Origin of the sequence: Pseudomonas sp. Q11, from assembly GCF_024494355.1 — a bacterium.
Taxonomy (GTDB): Bacteria; Pseudomonadota; Gammaproteobacteria; order Pseudomonadales; family Pseudomonadaceae; genus Aquipseudomonas; species Aquipseudomonas hefeiensis.
Window position 1 is genome coordinate 21,983 of the sequence record NZ_JAKNQY010000026.1, and the last position, 21,558, is coordinate 43,540.

The 21,558-nt window shown below is 60.6% G+C and carries 17 protein-coding genes, 2 tRNA genes and 1 pseudogene; 16 read left to right on the forward strand and 4 right to left on the reverse strand.

The annotated features are described in order from the left end of the window. The first annotated feature begins 202 nt into the window (after positions 1-202). The 7 genes and pseudogenes from MA884_RS22490 to pdeM all read left to right on the forward strand — a co-directional run bounded on the left by MA884_RS22490 (position 203) and on the right by pdeM (position 7,748). Positions 203-985 carry a transporter substrate-binding domain-containing protein gene (locus tag MA884_RS22490; RefSeq protein ID WP_256232578.1) on the forward strand — a complete coding sequence of 261 codons (783 nt, stop codon included), beginning with the start codon at positions 203-205 and terminating at the stop codon, positions 983-985. Positions 986-1,042: 57 nt separating this feature from the next. After that, positions 1,043-1,771 (forward strand): ABC transporter permease, encoded by a 729-nt coding sequence (locus MA884_RS22495; RefSeq protein ID WP_092397737.1) that lies wholly within the window; start codon positions 1,043-1,045, stop codon positions 1,769-1,771. Beyond that, positions 1,768-2,478 carry an ABC transporter permease gene (locus MA884_RS22500; protein ID WP_256232579.1) on the forward strand — a complete coding sequence of 237 codons (711 nt, stop codon included), beginning with the start codon at positions 1,768-1,770 and terminating at the stop codon, positions 2,476-2,478. The genes MA884_RS22495 and MA884_RS22500 overlap by 4 nt, the downstream gene beginning before the upstream one ends. 27 nt (positions 2,479-2,505) lie before the next feature. After that, a complete protein-coding gene (locus MA884_RS22505; protein WP_256232580.1) occupies positions 2,506-3,624 on the forward strand; it encodes a succinylglutamate desuccinylase/aspartoacylase family protein in 1,119 nt (372 codons plus the stop codon). A gap of 13 nt (positions 3,625-3,637) precedes the next feature. After that, positions 3,638-4,402, forward strand: coding sequence for an ABC transporter ATP-binding protein (locus tag MA884_RS22510; protein WP_256232581.1), 765 nt, complete (start codon positions 3,638-3,640; stop codon positions 4,400-4,402). A gap of 202 nt (positions 4,403-4,604) precedes the next feature. Then, a pseudogene (locus tag MA884_RS22515) lies at positions 4,605-7,092 on the forward strand (ligase-associated DNA damage response DEXH box helicase). Continuing rightward, positions 7,092-7,748, forward strand: coding sequence for a ligase-associated DNA damage response endonuclease PdeM (gene pdeM / locus MA884_RS22520; protein ID WP_256232582.1), 657 nt, complete (start codon positions 7,092-7,094; stop codon positions 7,746-7,748). The pseudogene MA884_RS22515 and the gene pdeM overlap by 1 nt, the downstream one beginning before the upstream one ends. Positions 7,749-7,822: 74 nt before the next feature. Here the strand turns inward: pdeM and MA884_RS22525 are convergent, their stop codons facing one another. Both MA884_RS22525 and dcd read right to left on the reverse strand, forming a co-directional pair. Continuing rightward, positions 7,823-8,038 carry a hypothetical protein gene (locus MA884_RS22525; RefSeq protein ID WP_256232583.1) on the reverse strand — a complete coding sequence of 72 codons (216 nt, stop codon included), beginning with the start codon at positions 8,036-8,038 and terminating at the stop codon, positions 7,823-7,825. A 102-nt stretch (positions 8,039-8,140) separates the two neighbouring features. After that, positions 8,141-8,707, reverse strand: coding sequence for a dCTP deaminase (gene dcd, locus MA884_RS22530; RefSeq protein ID WP_214918353.1), 567 nt, complete (start codon positions 8,705-8,707; stop codon positions 8,141-8,143). Between the two features lie 354 nt (positions 8,708-9,061). Between dcd and MA884_RS22535 the strand changes: the two genes are divergently transcribed. Beyond that, entirely contained in the window at positions 9,062-9,271 is a 210-nt protein-coding gene (locus MA884_RS22535; protein WP_002554837.1) for a cold-shock protein, read from the forward strand. Positions 9,272-9,470: 199 nt separating this feature from the next. On the opposite strand, the gene MA884_RS22540 is transcribed toward MA884_RS22535, so the two are convergent. Then, positions 9,471-10,478: a DUF481 domain-containing protein gene (locus MA884_RS22540; protein WP_256232584.1), complete on the reverse strand. Its 1,008-nt coding sequence runs from the start codon at positions 10,476-10,478 to the stop codon at positions 9,471-9,473. A gap of 137 nt (positions 10,479-10,615) precedes the next feature. Between MA884_RS22540 and MA884_RS22545 the strand changes: the two genes are divergently transcribed. The 4 genes from MA884_RS22545 to MA884_RS22560 all read left to right on the forward strand — a co-directional run bounded on the left by MA884_RS22545 (position 10,616) and on the right by MA884_RS22560 (position 15,421). Continuing rightward, entirely contained in the window at positions 10,616-10,996 is a 381-nt protein-coding gene (locus tag MA884_RS22545; protein ID WP_371134804.1) for an MGMT family protein, read from the forward strand. A 44-nt stretch (positions 10,997-11,040) separates the two neighbouring features. Further along, positions 11,041-12,606 carry an AmpG family muropeptide MFS transporter gene (locus MA884_RS22550; RefSeq protein ID WP_256232586.1) on the forward strand — a complete coding sequence of 522 codons (1,566 nt, stop codon included), beginning with the start codon at positions 11,041-11,043 and terminating at the stop codon, positions 12,604-12,606. Positions 12,607-12,734: 128 nt separating this feature from the next. Beyond that, complete coding sequence (locus tag MA884_RS22555) at positions 12,735-14,450, forward strand: proline--tRNA ligase (protein WP_256232587.1); 1,716 nt, start codon at positions 12,735-12,737, stop codon at positions 14,448-14,450. A gap of 17 nt (positions 14,451-14,467) precedes the next feature. After that, on the forward strand, positions 14,468-15,421 hold the full coding sequence (locus MA884_RS22560) for a hypothetical protein (RefSeq protein WP_256232588.1): 954 nt from the start codon (positions 14,468-14,470) through the stop codon (positions 15,419-15,421). Positions 15,422-15,598: 177 nt separating this feature from the next. Here MA884_RS22560 and dinB read toward each other — a convergent pair whose 3' ends face one another. Then, positions 15,599-16,660 carry a DNA polymerase IV gene (gene dinB, locus MA884_RS22565; protein WP_256232589.1) on the reverse strand — a complete coding sequence of 354 codons (1,062 nt, stop codon included), beginning with the start codon at positions 16,658-16,660 and terminating at the stop codon, positions 15,599-15,601. Between the two features lie 282 nt (positions 16,661-16,942). Here dinB and MA884_RS22570 point away from each other — a divergent pair. From MA884_RS22570 to MA884_RS22585, 4 genes are all read left to right on the forward strand, one after another. Further along, a tRNA-Met gene (locus MA884_RS22570) sits at positions 16,943-17,019 on the forward strand. Positions 17,020-17,273: 254 nt separating this feature from the next. Continuing rightward, a tRNA-Met gene (locus MA884_RS22575) sits at positions 17,274-17,350 on the forward strand. A gap of 151 nt (positions 17,351-17,501) precedes the next feature. Further along, positions 17,502-20,144, forward strand: a complete 2,643-nt coding sequence (gene mprF, locus MA884_RS22580; RefSeq protein ID WP_256232590.1) for a bifunctional lysylphosphatidylglycerol flippase/synthetase MprF — start codon at positions 17,502-17,504, stop codon at positions 20,142-20,144. Next, positions 20,144-21,427 carry a virulence factor family protein gene (locus MA884_RS22585; RefSeq protein WP_256232591.1) on the forward strand — a complete coding sequence of 428 codons (1,284 nt, stop codon included), beginning with the start codon at positions 20,144-20,146 and terminating at the stop codon, positions 21,425-21,427. Before mprF ends, MA884_RS22585 begins: the two co-directional genes overlap by 1 nt. Positions 21,428-21,558: the final 131 nt, after the last annotated feature.

Here is a 21,558-nt window from a genome sequence, read left to right on the forward strand (position 1 = left end):
CGCGCCATCCTGGTGCATCTTTTAAAGCCTGCTCATCCCCGCGCACCATCACGTCCCGCCGGCTGCCGCCAAAGTTTTTAAAACGCTTGTTCGGCACTCTGGTTCGGAAATTGCTACCTTTATGCCGTCATACCGTTCTCGCCTTCACCGGTAACAATACTTACGCGCCACAAGCGCTCATATTGGTTTTAGGGATTGAATAATGAAAAAAGCACTGCTGACCCTTTCTGCACTGGCGTTGTGCATGGCCGCCGGCGTCGCCACGGCCAAGGAATACAAGGAACTGCGTTTTGGTGTCGACCCGTCCTATGCCCCTTTTGAATCCAAGGCCGCCGACGGTAGCCTGGTAGGTTTCGATATCGACCTGGGCAATGCAATCTGCGAAGAATTGAAGGTCAAGTGCCGCTGGGTCGAAAGCGATTTCGACGGCATGATCCCGGGCCTGAAGGCCAATAAGTTCGACGGCGTGATCTCGTCCATGACCGTGACCCCAGCCCGGGAAAAAGTCATCGATTTCTCCAACGAACTGTTCTCCGGCCCGACCTCGTATGTGTTCAAGAAGGGTTCCGGCCTGAGCGAAGATGTCGCGTCCCTTAAAGGCAAGACCGTCGGTTACGAGCAAGGCACCATCCAGGAAACCTATGCCAAAACCGTGCTGGACAAGGCCGGCGTCAAGACCCAGGCCTATCAGAACCAGGACCAGGTTTATGCCGATTTGACCTCCGGCCGTCTCGATGCGTCGATCCAGGACATGCTGCAGGCCGAGCTGGGCTTCTTGAAATCGCCAAAAGGTGGTGACTATGAAGTCAGCAAACCCGTGGACAGCGAACTGCTGCCTTCCAAGACCGCCATCGGTATCAGGAAAGGTAACAAAGAGCTGAAGGCACTTTTGGATAAAGGTATCAAAGCGTTACACGAGGACGGCAAGTACGCCGAGATCCAGAAGAAACACTTTGGCGATCTGAATCTGTACAGCGGCAAATAATGCGCAGCGCCCATCCGGCCTCGGATGGGCGCTTTTTTTCTGCCTAAGGCCTCTTTCATGTTCGAACAACTCCTACAAAATCTGGGGCTCAGCGCCTTCAGCCTGCAGGGCTTTGGCCCGCTGCTGATGCAGGGCACCTGGATGACCATCAAGCTGGCGGTCCTGTCTTTGTTACTGAGCGTTTTGCTCGGCCTGCTGGGGGCCAGCGCCAAGCTGTCCAGCGTCAAACTGCTGCGTATCCCGGCCCAGCTCTACACCACGCTGATTCGCGGCGTGCCGGACCTGGTGCTGATGCTGCTGATCTTCTACAGCCTGCAAACCTGGTTGACCTCTTTTACCGACTTCATGGAATGGGAATACATCGAGATCAACCCATTCGGCGCCGGGGTCATCACCCTGGGCTTCATTTATGGCGCGTACTTCACCGAAACCTTTCGTGGCGCGATTCTCGCGGTGCCGCGGGGTCAGGTCGAAGCCGCCACGGCGTATGGCCTCAAGCGTGGCCAGCGTTTCCGTTTCGTGGTGTTTCCGCAAATGATGCGCTTTGCCCTGCCGGGCATCGGCAATAACTGGATGGTGATGCTCAAGGCCACCGCGCTGGTGTCGATCATCGGCCTGGCCGACTTGGTCAAGGCCGCCCAGGATGCCGGCAAAAGCACCTACCAACTGTTTTACTTCCTCGTGCTCGCGGCACTGATCTACCTGCTGATCACCAGCGTGTCCAATGTCGTCCTGCGCTGGCTTGAACGCCGTTACGCCGCCGGCGCACGGGAGGCGGTGCGATGATCGAACTTCTTCAGGAATACTGGCGACCGTTCCTCTACAGCGACGGCAATCACATCACTGGCCTGGCCATGACGATGTGGCTGCTCAGCGCCTCGCTGTTGATCGGTTTCGTGGTCTCGATCCCGCTGTCCATCGCCCGGGTTTCACCCAAGGGCTACGTACGCTGGCCCGTGCAGTTCTATACGTACCTGTTCCGCGGCACACCACTCTACATACAGCTGTTGATCTGCTACACCGGCATCTACAGCCTCGAAGCGGTGCGCGCCCAGCCCCTGCTCGACAGTTTCTTTCGCGATGCAATGAACTGCACGATCCTGGCCTTCGCCCTGAACACCTGCGCCTACACCACGGAAATCTTCGCCGGGGCGATCCGCAGCATGAACCATGGCGAAGTCGAAGCGGCCAAGGCTTATGGCTTGACGGGCTGGAAGCTGTACGCCTACGTGATCATGCCTTCGGCGCTGCGGCGTTCGCTGCCGTACTACAGCAACGAAGTCATCTTGATGTTGCACTCGACGACCGTGGCGTTCACCGCTACCGTTCCAGACGTGCTCAAAGTCGCCCGGGACGCCAACTCGGCCACCTTCCTGACCTTCCAGTCGTTCGGTATCGCCGCGCTGATCTACCTGACCGTCACCTTTGCACTGGTGGGCCTCTTCCGCCTCGCCGAACGCCGCTGGCTGGCCTTTCTCGGGCCGACTCACTAGGGCTTCTGTTTCAGGACACACACGCAAATGCGCCACCAGATTCATGACCTGCTGGCCCCACTGCCGGGGACCGCACGCAAGATCCACAGCTTCCACTTCGGCCCGGAAAAAGCCGTCGGAAAAATCTACATCCAGTCGTCCCTGCACGCCGATGAGTTGCCCGGCATGCTGGTGGCCTGGCACCTCAAGCAGCGTCTGACCGAGCTTGAGGTGTCCGGTCACCTGCGCCACGAGATCGTGCTGGTGCCCGTGGCCAACCCCATCGGCCTGGAACAAGTGCTGATGGATGTGCCGCTGGGCCGCTACGAAATGGAGAGCGGGCAGAATTTCAACCGCCGGTTCGTCGACCTGAGCGAGGAAATCGGCAACCAGATCGAAGGCCAGCTCACTGACGATCCACAGCACAACCTGATGCTGATCCGCAAACACCTGCGCGACGCCCTCGCCCGCCAGACCGCCAGTACGCAATTGCAATCCCAGCGCCTGGTCCTGCAACGGCTGGCCTGCGACGCCGATATGGTTCTGGACCTGCATTGTGATTTCGAAGCGGTCGCCCACCTCTATACCACCCCCGAAGCCTGGCCCCAGGTCGAGCCACTGGCCCGCTACATCGGTGCCGAGGCGAGCCTGCTGGCGACGGATTCGGGCGGTCAATCGTTCGATGAATGTTTCACCCTGCTCTGGTGGCAACTCAAAGAACGCTTCGGCGAACACTTCGAGATTCCGCTGGGCAGTTTTTCGGTCACCGTCGAACTGCGCGGCCAGGGCGACGTCACCCACGACCTGGCGAGTCTCGACTGCCAGGCCCTGATCGAATACCTGATCCGCTTCGGCGCCATTGACGGCGAACCGATGCCCTTGCCCGACCTGCCCTACCCGCCTACGCCGTTGGCCGGCGTGGAGCCGGTGGCGACGCCGGTCGGCGGCCTGCTGGTCTACAGCGCCGTGCCCGGAGAGTACCTGGAGGCCGGGCAGCTGGTGGCGCAAATCATCGACCCGATCAACGACACGGTCACCCCCGTTCATTGCCGCAATGCCGGGCTGCTGTACGCTCGCTCGCTGCGTCGCATGGCCACTGCCGGCATGGTGATCGCCCATGTCGCCGGCGCCGAAGCCTATCGCAGCGGCTACTTACTTTCGCCTTGAGGATGCATGCCCCATGTACAAACTGACCATTGAAGGCCTGCATAAAAGCTATGGCGAACATCAGGTGCTCAAAGGTGTTTCGCTCAAGGCCAGGACCGGCGACGTCATCAGCCTGATCGGCGCCAGCGGCTCGGGCAAAAGTACCTTTTTGCGCTGCATCAACTTTCTGGAACAACCCAACGACGGCGCAATGAGCCTGGACGGCCAGGCGATCCGCATGATCAACGACCGCCACGGCATGCGCGTGGCGGACGAAAAGGAACTGCAGCGCCTGCGCACCCGCCTGGCCATGGTCTTCCAGCACTTCAACCTGTGGAGCCACATGACCGTGCTGGAAAACATCACCATGGCGCCGCGCCGGGTGTTGGGCGTCAGTCAACAGGAAGCCGAGGACCGTGCCCGTCGTTATCTCGACAAGGTCGGCCTGCCGGCGCGAGTGGCCGAGCAGTACCCGGCGTTCCTTTCCGGTGGTCAGCAGCAGCGCGTGGCCATCGCCCGCGCGCTGGCGATGGAACCGGAAGTGATGCTGTTCGACGAACCCACCTCGGCCCTTGACCCGGAGTTGGTGGGAGAAGTCTTGAAGGTGATCCAGGGCCTGGCCGAAGAAGGCCGGACCATGATCATGGTGACCCACGAAATGAGCTTCGCCCGCAAGGTGTCGGATCAGGTGCTGTTCCTGCACCAGGGCCTGGTGGAAGAAGAAGGCGCGCCGGAAGACGTGCTGGGCAATCCCAAGAGCGAGCGGCTCCAGCAGTTTCTCAGTGGCAACCTGAAATAAACCTCGATGCAACCCGTAGGAGCTGGCGAAGCCTGCGATCTTTTGATCTTGATGCCTCGCTCGGGACTCAATTGCAGTGGAAAGGATCGCAGCCTCGTTTCACTCGGCAGTTCCTACAGGGCAGCTCGTACATGATGCGTTAAAACCTTTCACATCCCGCCGCGGTCACTGAAAGAAGACTTTCAGGGCGCACGCAGCGGGTATGGCGACATCCAGCAATTACGCAAACCAATGGTTCAGCGCCCGCGGCTGGAAGCCGTTCGCCTTTCAAAAACAAGTCTGGGCCGCGGTCAAACGCGGCGAATCCGGGCTGTTGCACGCCAACACCGGGGCCGGCAAGACCTACGCCGTGTGGTTCGCGGCGCTCAACCGGTTCGCCCGCTCGGCGCCACCGCCGGATAAACCCCGTAAACGCAAACCAGTGGCCGAACCGCTGACGGTCCTGTGGATCACACCGATGCGCGCGCTGGCCGCCGATACAGCCAAAGCCCTTGAGACACCATTGGCAGAGCTGCAGATTCCATGGAGCGTCGGCCTGCGCACCGGCGACACCAGCGCCAGCGAACGCGCCCGCCAGGGCCGGCGCCTGCCCACCGCGCTGATCACCACGCCTGAAAGCCTGACCCTGATGCTCGCCCGCGCCGATGCGCAAACGGCCACCTCAACGCTGGGCATGGTCGTGGTGGATGAATGGCACGAGTTGCTCGGCAACAAACGGGGGGTACAGTTGCAATTGGCTTTGGCACGCTTGCGGCGCTGGCATCCCCGACTCATCGTCTGGGGCGTGTCCGCCACCTTGGGTAACCAGGCCCACGCCGAGCAGGTATTAATCCCGCAAGGCAACGGCACCAGCGTGCAGGGGGCCAACGGCAAGGCGCTACGGGTCGATACGCTGCTTCCCCCCGGCCCTCGAACGATTTCCGTGGGCCGGGCACATCGGCCTGAAGATGCTGCCCCAGGTCATTGCCGAAATCGACGCCAGCAGCAGCTGTCTGGTTTTCACCAACACCCGGGCGCAATCGGAAATCTGGTACCAGGCCATTCTCCAAGCCAGGCCGGACTGGGCCGGGCTGATCGCGCTGCATCACAGTTCATTGTCCCGGGACACTCGCGACTGGGTGGAGCGGGCCCTCAAGGAAGGTCAGCTCAAGGCGGTGGTCTGCACATCCAGCCTGGATCTGGGGGTGGATTTTTTGCCGGTGGAACGGGTCCTGCAAATTGGCTCGGCCAAAGGCGTGGCGCGGCTGATGCAACGCGCCGGGCGCTCCGGTCATGCACCGGGACGGACCTCGCGGGTCACGCTGGTGCCGACCCACAGCCTGGAACTCATCGAAGCCGCCGCCGCGCAAGACGCCGTGGCCCAACGGCGCATCGAAGCCCGGGAGTCGCCCCAAAAACCCCTGGATGTGTTGGTCCAGCATCTGGTCAGCATGGCCTTGGGCGGCGGTTTCGTGCCTGATGAGTTGTTTGAGGAAGTGCGCGGCGCCTGGGCCTACCGCGACCTCAATGCAGCCGAATGGGCCTGGGCCCTGGCCTTCGTGCGCCATGGGGGGCTGTCATTGACCGCCTATCCCGACTACCGGCGGGTCGAGCCGGACGAACACGGAGTGTGGCGAGTCCCCGATGCGCGACTGGCCCGACGACATCGCATGAGCATTGGCACCATTGTCAGCGACGCCAGCCTGCAATTGAAGTTCTGGAGCAAAGGCGGGGGCGGCAAGACCTTGGGCAGCGTGGAAGAAGGCTTCATCGCTCGCCTGCGGCCCGGTGACGGTTTCCTGTTTGCCGGGCGCTTGCTGGAATTGGTCCGGGTTGAGGACATGACCGCTTACGTGCGGCGCAGCCAAGCCAAAAAAGCCGCCGTGCCGCGCTGGAACGGCGGGCGTATGCCGCTTTCCAGCGAATTGGCGGCCGCCGTCGTGGCCCGCCTGAGCGAGGCGGCCACGGGCCACTTCGATGGTCCGGAGATGAGCGCCATGCGGCCCTTATTATCGACTCAACAACGCTGGTCCGGTTTGCCTACGCAAGAAACATTGTTGGCCGAGACGCTCAAATCCCGCGAAGGCTGGCATTTGTTTCTATATCCCTTTGCCGGGCGCCAGGTTCATCTGGGGTTGGCGAGCCTGCTGGCCTGGCGCGTCAGCCGACAACAGCCGGTGACGTTTTCCATCGCCGTCAACGATTACGGCCTGGAACTGCTCAGCGCCACGGCACTGGACTGGACACAGCACCTGGGGCCGGAACTCCTGAGCGTCGACAACCTGCTGGGCGATGTGCTGGCGAGCCTGAACGCCGGAGAGCTGGCACTTCGACGCTTTCGCGAAATCGCCCGGATCGCCGGACTGGTCTTTGCCGGCTATCCCGGCGCGCCAAAAAGTACCCGTCAAGTCCAGGCCTCCAGCGGCTTGTTCTTTCAGGTGTTCAAGCAATACGACGCCGACAACCTCTTGCTGGCACAGGCCGGGGAAGAAGTCTTGCGTGAAGAACTGGATATACGTCGACTGGAGCAGACCTTGGAACGCCTCAATACCTTAAAACTCGACCTGCATGTCATCAAACGCCCCACCCCACTGGGGTTCCCGTTGCTGGTAGAGCGATTCAGGGAAAGCATGAGTTCGGAGAAGCTCGCCGATCGCATCCGGCGGATGGTCAGCGAACTGGAAAAGACCGCCGATCGTGGTGACGCCTGATGCCCGCGCCCTACCCCGTCAGCCTCGCCGGCGAAGAGCTCTGGCTATTGCCGGAAAAGGCTCTTTACTGGCCGGCCCAGCAAACCTTGATGGTCGCCGATGTGCATTTTGGCAAGGCCGCTGCTTATCGCAGCCTTGGCCAACCGGTGCCCCATGGCACGACGGCCAGCAACATCGCCGTGCTGGACAGGCTCCTGGCGAGCCTGCCATGTCGCCAACTGATCTTTCTAGGGGACTTTCTCCACGGTCCAGGTTCCCACGCCCCGGGCACCTTGAAGGCCCTTTGCAGCTGGCGTGAACGACATCAGCTCCTGGCCATGACGCTGATTCGCGGCAACCACGACAAACGCGCCGGCGACCCGCCGCCAGCCCTGAACATCCGGGTCGTGCCGGAGCCATTGTTGCTCGGTCCTTTCGCCGTACAACATGAGCCCGATCCGCATCCCAGCCGCCATGTGCTGGCCGGTCACGTTCATCCCGTCTACCACCTGAGCGGCAAAGGCCGGCAGCGGCTGCGCCTGGCCTGCTTCCGGCTCGGCAGCGAAATCAGCCTGCTACCGGCCTTCGGTGCATTCACAGGTGGGCATCGCGTGGAACAGGACAATGACTGCCGGATCTTTGTCATTGGGGATAACGAAATATGGCCGATCAGCTGACAGCGGCAAGCGGCAAGCGTGGAGGCAAGCAACGTGCCCACTTGCAGCTTGCCGCTGGTAGCTTCTAACTGAGGTCAGGCAACAGGCGCAGGAGGCGGCTCATCCGGCAGGGTGGGTTCGCCGGGTTCGGTGGGTTCGAAGGGCTGTTCGTTGGGGGTATCGGGATCAGGCTGGCCTGGAATACCGCCCGCCACTTCGGCAGGGTGGGCCAGCAATGACCAAGCCATGACACCGATCTGATTGGGCTCAAGCCTGGCCAGTTCGGCACTGATTCGCGGATCGATCTTCATAGAGCAACTCCTGGGCGAAGGCCCGCTGCGCTGAGGCAAAAAAACGGGCAGTACACCCCATAGAGTGCCTGCCCGCCCAGGAATTCAAACTGTTCGTCAGAATCAGGTACGCGGCAGCGTCACGCCGCGCTGGCCCTGATATTTGCCACCACGATCCTTGTAGGACACTTCACATTCTTCATCGGACTCAAGGAACAGCATCTGCGCCACACCTTCGTTGGCATAGATTTTGGCCGGCAAGGTCGTGGTGTTGGAGAACTCCAGGGTCACATGGCCTTCCCATTCAGGCTCCAGCGGCGTGACGTTGACGATGATACCGCAGCGCGCGTACGTGCTTTTACCCAGGCAGATGGTCAGCACGTTGCGCGGGATACGGAAATACTCAACGGTGCGGGCCAGGGCAAAGGAGTTCGGCGGAATGATGCAGACGTCGCTCTTGACGTCGACGAAGCTCTTCTCATCGAAGTTCTTCGGGTCGACGGTGGCCGAGTTGATGTTGGTGAACACCTTGAATTCATCGGCGCAACGCACATCGTAGCCGTAGCTGGAGACGCCGAAGGAAATCAGCCGGTCGGCGCCTTCGCCACGCATCTGGCGCTCTACGAAAGGCTCGATCATGCCCTGCTCTTGCGCCATGCGGCGAATCCACTTGTCCGATTTGATGCTCATGGCGGGTGTCCTGAATAGCGAGGTGGAAAAAATACGTCCGGCATCTTACCGGGGCACGGGGCCGGGTTCAAAGCGCGGGACGCAAATCTCGCCGATCCGCCTTGATTTCCTGGCCCTGACGGCAATATCGCCCGCCGTCAGTCACCAAAACCGAGAAACCTTCGCAAAGACCATTGGCACGTACCGGAAAAAGGGTTAAGGTGGCGCCACTGTGCTGCTTGTGTCACTGAGAATCTCTACACGATATGTTGAATTTCGATCCAACCATCTACAAGAATTTTTCCTGCTCTTTGCACTCAGTCTCGGCCAGGGTTCTTCCTGAGTCGCAGTTATCTTTGTTCAAGGAGTTACACCATGTCTAATCGCCAAACTGGTACCGTTAAGTGGTTCAACGATGAAAAAGGCTTCGGCTTCATCACCCCACAATCCGGTGACGACCTGTTTGTTCACTTCAAAGCAATCCAATCCGACGGCTTCAAAAGCCTGAAAGAAGGCCAGCAGGTCTCTTTCATCGCTACCCGCGGTCAGAAAGGCATGCAAGCTGAAGAAGTTCAAGTTATCTAACTTGTCCTTGCTTTAGTAAAAAGCCCCGCCCTGAAAAGCGGGGCTTTTTTGTGCCTGTGTGTTTTTGCCCACGCACAAAAAAATGTGGGAGCGAGCCTGCTCGCGATAGCGGCGTGTCAGTCAACGTTGATGTTGCTGATCCGCCGCTATCGCGAGCAGGCTCGCTCCCACACGGGTTGGTTGCGTTGCTAGCCCGAGATTACCAGGTCACGCCAAACCCTGCGGTGTAGCGCGTCTTGCTCAAGTCGCTGTCTTCGGTGCCCTCGATGACATCTTTCTCGGCCTTGAGGTTGAGCGAAGCCCAGTCGGTAACCTTGTAGCGCAGCCCCACCTCAGCGTCGTAGGCGTACTCGGCGACGCTGGACAGCGGCTTGCCGACTTCACCATTGGTGAAGAACTCGACACGCTTGCCGATCAGGTAGCGGTTGTAGTCCCACTTCATGGCGACGGAATAGAAGTTGTCCGTTCCACCGTCGCGGTATTCATAATCGGTGCGGTTGAGCAGCGAGCCCAACGAGAAAGCCCCCAACTCGTCATCCCAGAACTGATAACCCGGACCGGTGCCCACCACGCGCTGGCGAGCCAGCTCTTCGACCTTGTCGCGCTTGTAATTCAAACGCCCTTGCCAGAACCATTTTTCCGTGAGGAACCGGTCGAGGGAGTACTCCAGCCTCCAGTTGTCGGTGGAAACCACATCATCCTGGAATTCACGGTTGTATTCGCCTTCGGCGGTGTGCCGCCATCTGCCATGGCGTGCCGAAGTCTTGAAGTCGATGTCGTAGTCGTCGGTATCGTTTTCCGCGCGCTGATAATCCAGTGCGGCATCGATATTGCCCTTCCACACCAGATCCTCGACCACCGGCTTGGGTTTGAGGATTTGCTGGATACTGGCCAGCTCGACGGTTTTGGGTCCGTCGCCGTTGGCCAGGGTCACCTTGCCGTCCTCGGCCGCCTGCAGCGCCTTGGCTTTCTCGCCAGTGTAGGCATCCTGCTTGACCAGCAATTGCTGGTCGCTCTCAAGGGTCTTGACCTGTTTCCAGTCGATGGGAATCGCGCCAGCGTAATCGGTCTGGATCAGCAACTTGCCGCCATCGAAAACGGTGATCTTGCCACTGAGCTTGTCGCCGTTCTTCAACCAGACGGTATCGGCAAGCAATGGCATGGAGGCGCTGGTGACAGCTAGGCATAGCAGGGTTCTAGACAACATAAGCGTATAAAGAGCTCAAGTTTGCGGTAAAAAGGCGGCATTATCCCCCGGGACGACACCTTAGCAAGGACTGACCGAAGTAATTGTGATGAGTTCATTTCTCAACCAACCTTGCGGGACTTAATCTACCAACGGCAATACGCCCTTCTTCAGGACGCCTGAACGTGACTGATGCTCCCGCGGACGCAGAGAGCGCCGCCCAGATTCGCCGCACCACCCTGTACCTGACCCTGGCACAGGTGCCGGCCGGCAAGGTAGTGACCTATGGCCAGCTCGCCGAAATGGCCGGCCTGGGCCGCGCGGCACGCTGGGTGGGACGGACCCTCAGCCAACTGCCAAACGACACAAAGCTGCCATGGCATCGCGTGTTGGGCGCCGGCGGTCGGATCAGCCTGCCGGTCGGCAGCGCTTCAGGGGATGAACAACGCGCGCGCCTGCGCATGGAAGGGGTAAGTGTCCTGAATAATCGTGTTGATATTCAGCGCCATGGCTGGCGCCCGGTAGAGCACAGCGGTTAGAGTGCGCGCTTTGTTTTCGCAATTTTTGAGGCAGACTCCAGCCCATGCCCCGTAAAACCTGGCGCGCCGCCCTCGCCGCCTATGCCAGTCCCTCGACGCTCGTGCTGTTGCTGCTTGGCTTCGCCGCCGGCTTGCCCTACATGCTGGTGTTTTCCACGCTTTCAGTCTGGTTGCGTGAAGCCGGCGTGGCCCGTGAGACCATTGGTTACGCGAGCCTCATCGGCCTGGCATATGCCTTCAAATGGGTCTGGTCGCCACTGCTCGACCAATGGCGCCTGCCACTGCTGGGCAAACTCGGCCGTCGGCGTTCATGGCTGGTGCTCTCCCAGGCCCTGGTGATCCTCGGCCTGATCGGCATGGGCTTCTGCGATCCGCAAAAACACCTGTCCTGGTTGATCGCTATCGCGGTGATCGTGGCTTTCGCCTCGGCCACCCAGGACATCGCCGTCGACGCCTACCGCCTGGAAATCGCCGACGACACCCGCCAGGCGGCCCTCGCCGCCAGCTACATGTCCGGGTACCGAATCGCGGCATTGCTGGCCACCGCCGGCGCACTGTTCTTTGCCGAAGGGTTCGGCTCCACCGGTTTCAGCTATAAACACTCGGCCTGGGCAGGCACCTACCTGTTGTTCGGCGTACTGATGGTCCCGGCGCTGCTCACCTCGCTGTTCATGCGCGAACCGCCGGTACCGTTGCGCACCCAGTTGCAGGCCGGCCGCTATAGCTTCGCCCACCAGTTGACCTCGGTGTTCGTACTCATCGTACTGCTGGTGTCGGTACCGGCGATGTTCACCCAGCTCTATAACACCGACTTCGCCAGCGTCCTCTTCGAAGGCGTCAGCCTGCTGGATCTGCTGCTCGAAGACCGCGCCTTTCTGCGGGCCATCCTCTATATCACCCTGACGGCCCTATGCCTTTCAGCCATGGGGCGCCGCGGGCTGGCGCCAGTACTGACCCCGGTCAACGATTTCATTCTGCGCTACCGCTGGCAGGCCCTGTTGTTGCTTGGGCTGATTGCCACCTACCGAATGTCCGACACGGTCATGGGCGTCATGGCCAACGTGTTCTACATCGACCAAGGTTTCACCAAGGACCAGATCGCCAGCGTCAGCAAGATTTTCGGGCTGATCATGACACTCGTCGGCGCCGGCATGGGCGGCTTGTTGATCGTGCGTTTCGGCATCCTGCCGATCCTGTTTATCGGCGGCGTTGCCTCCGCCGGCACCAATATCCTGTTTTTGATGCTCGCCGACATGGGCGCCAACCTGCAGATGCTGATTGTCACCATCTCTCTGGACAACTTCAGCTCCGGCCTGGCCACTTCGGCGTTCGTCGCCTACCTGTCGAGCCTGACCAACCTGAAGTTCTCGGCCACCCAATACGCCCTGCTCAGCTCGATCATGCTATTGCTGCCGCGCTTGATCGGTGGATATTCAGGGGTGATGGTGGAGAAATTCGGCTATCACGACTTCTTCCTGATCACCGCCCTGCTCGGCGTTCCGACCCTGTTGCTGATTGCCTTGCACTGGTATCAGGAAAACCGCCGCCAGGATTCGGGCTCGGCTTCGGACGAGGAACCGACACCCACGCGACCTGCGGAAGAATCGTAGGAAACTTCAGCAAGCGCCGGCGAAACGGCGTTCCTGCCTGGCGACCGGCCACGCGCCTGTACGCCAGGGCATCTCGCCCGTACAATGCTCCGTCACTTCTCGTCATCAGCAACCGACAACGGCCAACCATGCGCACCAGTCAATTTTTGCTCGCCACACAGAAAGAAACGCCTTCCGACGCCGTCGTGATCAGCCACCAGCTGATGCTGCGTGCCGGCATGATCCGCAAACTCGCCTCGGGCCTTTACACCTGGCTGCCGATGGGCCTGCGAGTGATGCGCAAGGTAGAAGCTATCGTTCGCGAAGAGATGAACGCCGCCGGTTCTCTGGAAGTGTTGATGCCGGGTACCCAGCCGGCCGAGCTGTGGCAGGAGTCGGGACGTTGGGAAGAATACGGCCCGGAGTTGCTGCGCATCAAAGACCGTCATGGTCGCGACTTCTGCGCAGGCCCGACTCACGAAGAAGTGATCACCGATCTGATGCGCAACGAGTTGAGCAGCTACAAACAGCTGCCTATCAACCTGTATCAGATCCAGATCAAATTCCGTGATGAGATCCGCCCACGCTTCGGCCTGATGCGTGGCCGCGAATTCATCATGAAGGATTCGTACTCCTTCCACACCGACCTGGCCTCGCTGCAAGTCACCTACGACCGCATGCACCAGGCGTACTGCAACATTTTCACCCGCCTGGGCCTGAAGTTCCGCCCGGTTGAAGCCGACAACGGCTCCATCGGTGGCGCCGGCTCCCACGAGTTCCACGTATTGGCCGAGTCCGGCGAAGACGACATCGTCTTCAGCAACGGTTCCGACTACGCCGCCAACATCGAAAAAGCCGAGGCCGTGCCACGGGAAACTTCCCGCCCTGCACCGACCGAAGAACTGCGCCTGGTGGACACACCAAACGCCAAGACCATCGCCCAACTGGTGGAAGGCTACAACCTGCCGATCGAACGCACCATCAAGACCCTGATCGTGCGTGCCGAAGAAGAAGGCAAGCTGATCGCCCTGATCATCCGCGGCGATCATGAGCTGAACGAAATCAAAGCTGGCAACCAGCCTGGCGTCGCCAGCCCCTTGGTCATGGCCACCGATGCCGACCTGCGCGACGCCATCGGCGCCGGTGCCGGCTCCCTCGGCCCGTTGAACCTGCCGCTGCCGATCATCATCGACCGCTCGGTGGAGTTGATGAGCGATTTCGCCATCGGTGCCAACATCGACGACAAGCACTACTTCGGCGTGAACTGGGAGCGCGACCTGCCGGTTCCAACCGTGGCCGACCTACGCAACGTTGTGGCAGGCGATCCGAGCCCGGACGGCAAAGGCGTCCTGGAAATCAAGCGCGGAATCGAAGTCGGGCACATCTTCCAGCTGGGCAACAAGTACAGCAAGGCAATGAAGTGCGAAGTGCTGGGCGAAAACGGCAAGCCGGTGACCCTGGAAATGGGCTGCTACGGCATCGGCGTGTCCCGCGTGGTGGCGGCTGCCATCGAGCAGAACAACGACGAGAAGGGGATCATCTGGAGCGATACCCTGGCGCCGTTCCAGATTGCCCTGGTGCCGCTGCGCTACGAGACCGAGCTGGTTCGCGAAGCCACCGACAAGCTCTACGCCGAACTGACGGCCGCCGGCTTCGAAGTGCTGCTGGACGACCGCGACAAGAAAACCAGCCCCGGCATCAAGTTCGCGGACATGGAACTGATCGGCATCCCGCACCGGATCGTGGTCAGTGACCGCAGCCTGGCCGAAGGCAACCTGGAATACAAAAGTCGCACCGAGGCCGAGCCGCAAGCGCTGCCGGTCGCCGACGTGCTGTCATTCCTCCAGGCCCGTATCCGCCGCTGACACCAGATAGAGACGTCATGTTCAAGCGAAACACCTTAGGCCTCGGGGGCGCCGCGCTGTGCGGCGCCCTGCTGGTCAGCGGCTGTGCCAACCAAATGTCGCAACGCAGCGAGCACGAAGAGCGGGTCGAGCGCAAACTGCTCGACCATAACCTGCAAATCGATGTGGGTCAGCCCAAGGTGCTCGACCTGCCCCAGCGTCGTGTACGGATCAATGAGCAGAAGACCTTCGAAGTCACCGAGTTCGAAGTGACCCGCCATTATGATCGCTACACGCCATATCAGCCTTGGCGGGAGGTTTACGAAATCCCGCTGGGCGCGGTGGCGGTGGTGGCCGGGGTCGGCGCTAATGTGGTCAATGTGTTCGCCCTCGGCAACCTCCCGGAGAGTGCGACCAGGGACTGGATCAGTTACGGTTTCGCCGGGCTCAACCCATTCATGAACGTGCCATCCCATGGCCGCGCCCAGCAGAACCTGGCCCGAATCGATGAAGTGCAACGCGACAAACGGGTCGAACACTCAAGCCTGCCCTGGAGCGAACGCCCGGTACAGGTCAAGGCTGCCCGACAGACCTTCGAACTGAGCACCGACCGCAATGGCGTGTTGCGCGTGAACCTGCTGGAAAGCCCGTTCGCCGAGCATGACCTGAGCCACTTCGGCAAATTGCAGATCAGCGTGACGGACACTTTGGACGAGGTGCATACCGACTCGTCCTTGAGCATCAGCAGCACCTTGCGCGGCAAGCTGGTAGAGGCCCACGCATTGATTTATGACGACCTGGAAGATGACGAGGTGAGCCAGTGGGTTCACCGGGTCAAGCGCCTGTCGGAGCTGGGACTTGAAGAAGAGGCCAGCGAGCTGGAACAAAGCCTGATCGAACTGACCCGCAATGATCCGGAGTTGCAGACCGAATTCCTCAAAGCCCTGACCAAGGATGGCGGGCGCTTGGTGGCGGATCCGGGGGCGAACTAGCAGCATAACCTTGTGGCGAGGGAGCTTGCTCCCGCTGGGGCGCGCAGCGGCCCTCAAACCTGCCACCTCGGTGTGTCAGATAAGTTGAATCAACTGCTTCTGGGGCTGCTGCGCAGCCCAGCGGGAGCAAGCTCCCTCGCCACAAGAGCCGGCAAAGCCTTCATGTAAGTGGCAGCCTCACCGCTCAAACAATTCCAACTGCTCAAACCCACCTCGCAGATCCTCCAGCCGTACCCCTATCCCCAACAACCGCACCGGCTTGCCGCCGCGGTTGAACGCCTGGGTCAATAGCAACTGGTAACTGCCCAGGTCCCGCCCTGCCCCGGCTTGCTCCAGGGTGGTCTGGGTAAAGTCGTGGAATTTCACTTTGACGAACGGCTTGCCCGGCCGATAACTGCTGTCGATCCGCGCCATGCGCCCGCTGAGGGCCTCCATGAGTTCCGGCAGTTTGTCGAGGCAACTCACCAGGTCGGGCAGGTCGACATCGTAGGTATTTTCCACACTGATGGACTGCCGCCGGCTGTCATTGTGTACCAGACGCTCATCAATCCCACGAGCCAGGCTCCAGAGTCGCTCACCGAAACTGCCGAATTCGCGCACCAGCACCAGCTTGTCCCATTGACGCAACTGCAGACAGTCGACAATGCCGAGCCTGTTCAGCTTGTCGGCGGTCACTTTGCCAACGCCATGCAGCTTGCTCACCGGCAGAGCCGAGACGAAGTCCTCTACCTGATCCGGGGTGATGACGAACAAGCCGTTGGGCTTTTTCCAGTCGCTGGCGATCTTGGCCAGAAACTTGTTGGGGGCAACGCCAGCGGACACCGTGATGTGCAACTGATTGGAAACTCGCCGGCGAATGTCCTGGGCAATGCGGGTGGCACTACCGCCGAACTGGGCGCTGGCGGAGACATCCAGGTAGGCCTCGTCCAGGGACAATGGCTCGATCAGGTCAGTGTAATCGCTGAAAATCGTATGAATTTCCTTCGACGCCTCCCTGTAGGCCTCCATCCGTGGCTTGACGATGGTCAGGTCAGGGCAAAGCTTCAAGGCGTGCCCGGATGACATGGCCGAGCGCACACCGTAAGCCCGAGCCTCGTAGTTACAGGTCGCGATTACCCCACGCCGGTCCGCCGAACCACCGACCGCCAGGGGTTTGCCGGCCAGCCGCGGGTCATCGCGCATCTCGATAGCGGCATAGAAGCAATCACAGTCGACGTGGATGATTTTGCGTTGCGTCATGAGAGAAGCGGATGTGCGACAAGTCGGGTTGCCAGTATCGCACCGACAACTGTATATAGCACCAGTAGTTGGAAAGATCCCTCACTGTGACTGGAAAAAACCTACAAGAATTTATATTTTCAATCGCCGCAAAGCGTCCAATAGAGCGCCAGCCCTTGCCAGCCGTGTGTCACAGCGCTGTCACAATGCCCACGACCTAGGCTAAGCAATTGAAGCTGAACAGATTTTTCTCGCCCCAGGGTTGACAGCCAGCCGATCCTCTGTAGAATGCCGCCACACAGACGCGGGATGGAGCAGTCTGGTAGCTCGTCGGGCTCATAACCCGAAGGTCGTCGGTTCAAATCCGGCTCCCGCAACCAAACATCAAAAAAGGCTACTCGAAAGAGTGGCCTTTTTTGTGGCCGCTTGTTTTTGCGCAATCGTCCGCTGAAGAGAAGCCATTCGAACATGGCGCAAGCGCATGGCGGCACAATGCACGCTACAGCTTGTAGGACAATTTCCTTTTGATTTCGCGCATTTAGCTGGGTTGGCGACGGATTGGCCGTTTATTTGACCCCACGACCTTTTAACGGTTGACACCCTGGCGTTCGCCTGTAGAATGCCGCCACACAGACGCGGGATGGAGCAGTCTGGTAGCTCGTCGGGCTCATAACCCGAAGGTCGTCGGTTCAAATCCGGCTCCCGCAACCAAACATCAAAAAAGGCTACTCGAAAGAGTGGCCTTTTTTGTGCCTGTCGAAAAAGCTTCCATTAAAAATATTTTGTAATTATTTTTTTCAGCAGGGATTGGTAACTGGGCTGGATGCCCCCATCCTGTCGCGCATAGTTCAAGAGGTGATTGATGCGCGCCCACTCGTCTGCCCCGCAAGACACTGTTACTGCGACACAACCGATCAAGGCCGAGCGACTACGCTGGCTGGACCGTATCAGTCAGTACCGTCAACCTATCGGCCTCGCCGTCACACTGTTGTTGTTCGCGATCGCATTGATTGCCTGTCGCCACCTGCTGAGCGAGCTCGATCTGTACGCCCTGCACGACTCAATTGTGCAAGTGCCTCGGCCGGCCCTGCTCGGGGCAATCGCCGCGACGGTGTTCGGTTTCGTCATTTTGCTGGGCTATGAATGGTCCGCCAGCCGTTATGCCGGTGTGAAACTGCCAGCGCAAACCCTGATCCTGGGCGGTTTCAGCGCTTTTGCCATCGGCAACGCCATCGGGCTCTCGTTATTGTCGGGAGGCTCGGTTCGCTACCGGCTATATGCCCGCCATGGCCTGGGCGCGACAGATGTCGCCCACATGACCCTGTTCGCCAGCCTGTCCCTGGGCTGCGCACTGCCACCGCTGGCGGCCCTGGCGACCCTCAGCGATCTTCCCTCCGCTGCCGCCGCCCTGCACCTGCCGGCCACATGGCTGGGAGCAATCTGCGTCGCGGTGCTCCTGCTTACGTGTGTGCTGGCTATCGGCATCTATCGTCGACGTCTGCCAGAACAGCCCTATCGGGACAGCCTGCTGGTCAAGGCCGGTCGCCACACCCTACGCCTGCCCGGCCGACGCCTGACGCTTCTGCAACTGATCATCACCACGCTGGATGTCGCGGCAGCCGCCACGGTGCTGTACTTGTTGTTACCCGAAGCACCACCGTTCGGCGCATTCCTGCTGGTGTATCTGCTGGCGTTGGCCGCCGGCGTGCTCAGTCATGTACCCGGCGGGGTCGGGGTGTTCGAAGCAATTTTGCTGGCGGCCTTCGCCGACAAATTGGGGGCCGCACCTTTGGCCGCTGCCCTGCTTTTGTATCGCCTGATCTACGTGCTGCTGCCGATGCTGGTGGCTTGTGTGTTGTTGCTGATCAATGAAGCGCAAAGACTGTTCCAGACCCGCCAATCCCTGCGGGTAGCCTCGGGCCTGGCGGCGCCGATCCTGGCGGTGCTGGTGTTCCTGTCGGGCGTGGTGCTGCTGTTTTCCGGCGTGACCCCGGAGATCGATACTCGCCTGGAACACATTGGCTTCCTGATCCCTCATCGGCTGGTGGACGCTTCGCACTTCGGCGCCAGCCTCGTGGGCGTGCTATGCCTGTTGCTTGCTCAGGGCCTGCGCCGGCGCTTGTCCGCCGCCTGGATGCTGACCACCGTTTTACTTCTGGTCGGTGCCCTGCTCTCGCTGCTCAAGGGTTTCGATTGGGAAGAGGCCACGCTGCTGACGCTGACGGCCAGCTTGCTGGCGGTGTTCCGGCGTTCCTTCTATCGTCCGAGTCGCCTGACCGAGCTGCCCTTTTCTCCGCTGTATCTGATCGCCAGCGTGTGCGTGCTCGGCGCATCGATTTGGCTACTGCTGTTTGCTTACCAGGATGTGCCCTACAGCCATGAACTGTGGTGGCAATTCACCCTCGATGCCGATGCCCCTCGCGGTCTGCGCTCGCTGCTCGGCGCGGCGGTGCTGCTGGTGGTGGTGTCCCTGACCTGGTTGCTGCGCACCGCGCGGCCGGTGATCCAGTTGCCGGCGGCAGAAGAACTGGAGCGAGCCAAAAAGATTCTCATGGCTTCTTCGCAACCCGACGGCGGCCTGGCCCTGACCGGTGACAAGGCACTGCTGTTTCACCCCAACGACGAAGCGTTTCTGATGTATGCCCGCCGTGGCCGCAGCCTGGTGGCGCTGTACGACCCGATCGGCCCCACTCAGCAACGAGCCGAGATGATCTGGCAGTTCCGCGACCTGTGCGATACCCATCATGCGCGTCCGGTGTTCTATCAGGTACGCGCCGAGAACCTGCCGTATTACATGGACATCGGCCTGACGGCGATCAAGTTGGGTGAAGAAGCACGGGTCGACCTCAAGCAGTTCGATCTCGAAGCCAAGGGCAAAGAGATGAAGGACTTACGCTACACCTGGAACCGCGGCACCCGGGACGGCCTGTCGCTGGAGATCCACGAACCGGGCCAGGCGCCGATGGATGAGCTAAAGGTCATTTCCGAGGCCTGGCTGACCGGCAAGAACGTGCGGGAGAAAGGCTTCTCGCTCGGTCGCTTCAGTGAGGACTACCTCAAGCATTTTCGCATCGCAGTGATCCGCTTCGAGGGCCGTCCGGTGGCGTTCGCCAACCTGCTGGAGACCTACAACCATGAACTGGCCAGCCTCGACCTGATGCGCGCCCATCCCGACGCCCCGAAACTGACCATGGAATTCATGATGGTCGGGCTGATTCAGCATTATAAAACCCATGGCTACGCCCGCTTCAGCCTCGGAATGGTGCCCCTGTCGGGCCTGCAACCGCGACGCGGCGCTCCGTTGACCCAGCGTCTGGGCTCGATGGTGTTCCGCCGTGGCGAACAGCTCTACAACTTCCAGGGCCTGCGCCGTTTCAAAGATAAATTCCAGCCTGACTGGGAACCTCGTTACATGGCCGTGCCCGCCGGACTCGATCCGCTGGTAGCCCTGGCCGACACCGCCGCCCTGATTGCAGGCGGCCTGACTGGATTGGTGAAACGCTGATGATGCAACGTTCCTGGCGATATGTAGTGGCCACCCTGTTGGTGTTGGCAGTGATTCTCGGCGGCGGTTACTGGTACTGGAACCGCCCTGCCCCGCAACCGATCCTTGAACAACTGACGCCGGTCGACGGTGCGCCGATGACCCGGATCACTCCCGGCACCCCGCCCCGCGCCCAGGTGCTGGTGGCGGTCACTGAAGAGCAGAAACTAAGCGACACGCAATTGCTGGCCCTCAGCCGCAGCGGCTCGGCGCAGATCGTCCAGGTGATCCTGCCCAAGGACTGTGTGCTGCAAGGCCGCGCTCTGCAGGCCGGCCTGAAGCAGCTTCAGGGGCCAGCGACGCTGGTCAGCGGTATCGGCCCCGGTGCCGTGCTGGCCTGGCGTTGGCTGGCCGAGCAGAAGAACGATAAGGCCCAGGCCGTGTCGGTGGACCTGGCCCTGGAAAAACCCGGCTGCACCCACCTGCTGCCTAAAAGCGCGGCCCACGGCCACTGGCTGGTGGCCTGGAATGACAACCCTGACGACACCAGCGCCGGTTTCGTCCGGGATCAACCGAACGCCGAAACCAGCATCAGCAACTACGACATCAACCTGCCGCAAGTGCTGAACAACGAATTGCACAAGATCCTGGTGGGCACGGACAAGGGCAGCCTGAGCATCCCCGTGGTGGAAGTGCCCGCCAGCCAGGCCCGGGACACCGTGACACTGTTTCTCTCCGGAGACGGCGGCTGGCGGGACCTGGACCGGGACGTGGCCGAAGAAATGGCCAAGATCGGCTACCCGGTCGTCGGCATCGACACCCTGCGCTACTACTGGCAGCACAAGAGCCCGGAACAAAGCGCCCTGGACCTCACCGAACTGATGCAGCATTACCGTCAGGTCTGGGGCACCAAGCGCTTTATCCTGACCGGTTATTCCTTTGGCGCCGACGTACTGCCCGCAATCTACAATCGCCTGCCGGCCAGCGAGCAGCAAGGGGTCGACGCAATCATCCTGCTGGCCTTCGCGCGCACTGGCAGTTTCGAGATCGAAGTCGAAGGCTGGCTCGGCAACGCCGGCACCGAAGCCGCCACCGGCCCGGAAATGGCCAAGCTGCCCGCCGACAAAGTGGTGTGCATCTATGGCGTAGAAGAAGCGGCTGAAAGTGGCTGCACTGACAAGACGGCGGTGGGCGAAGCCATCCAGCTACCTGGCGGCCATCATTTCGACGAGAACTACCCGGCGCTGGCCAAGCGCCTGGTGGACGAAATCAACAAACGTCAGAACAAGGCGTCCCAACCGTGAGCAGATGGGCCTATTTGGTCCCCCCATGTGGGAGCGAGCCTGCTCGCGATAACAACAGCACAGTCAACATCGCCATCAACTGATTCACCGCTATCGCGAGCAGGCTCGCTCCCACAAGGGTTTAGCTTAGG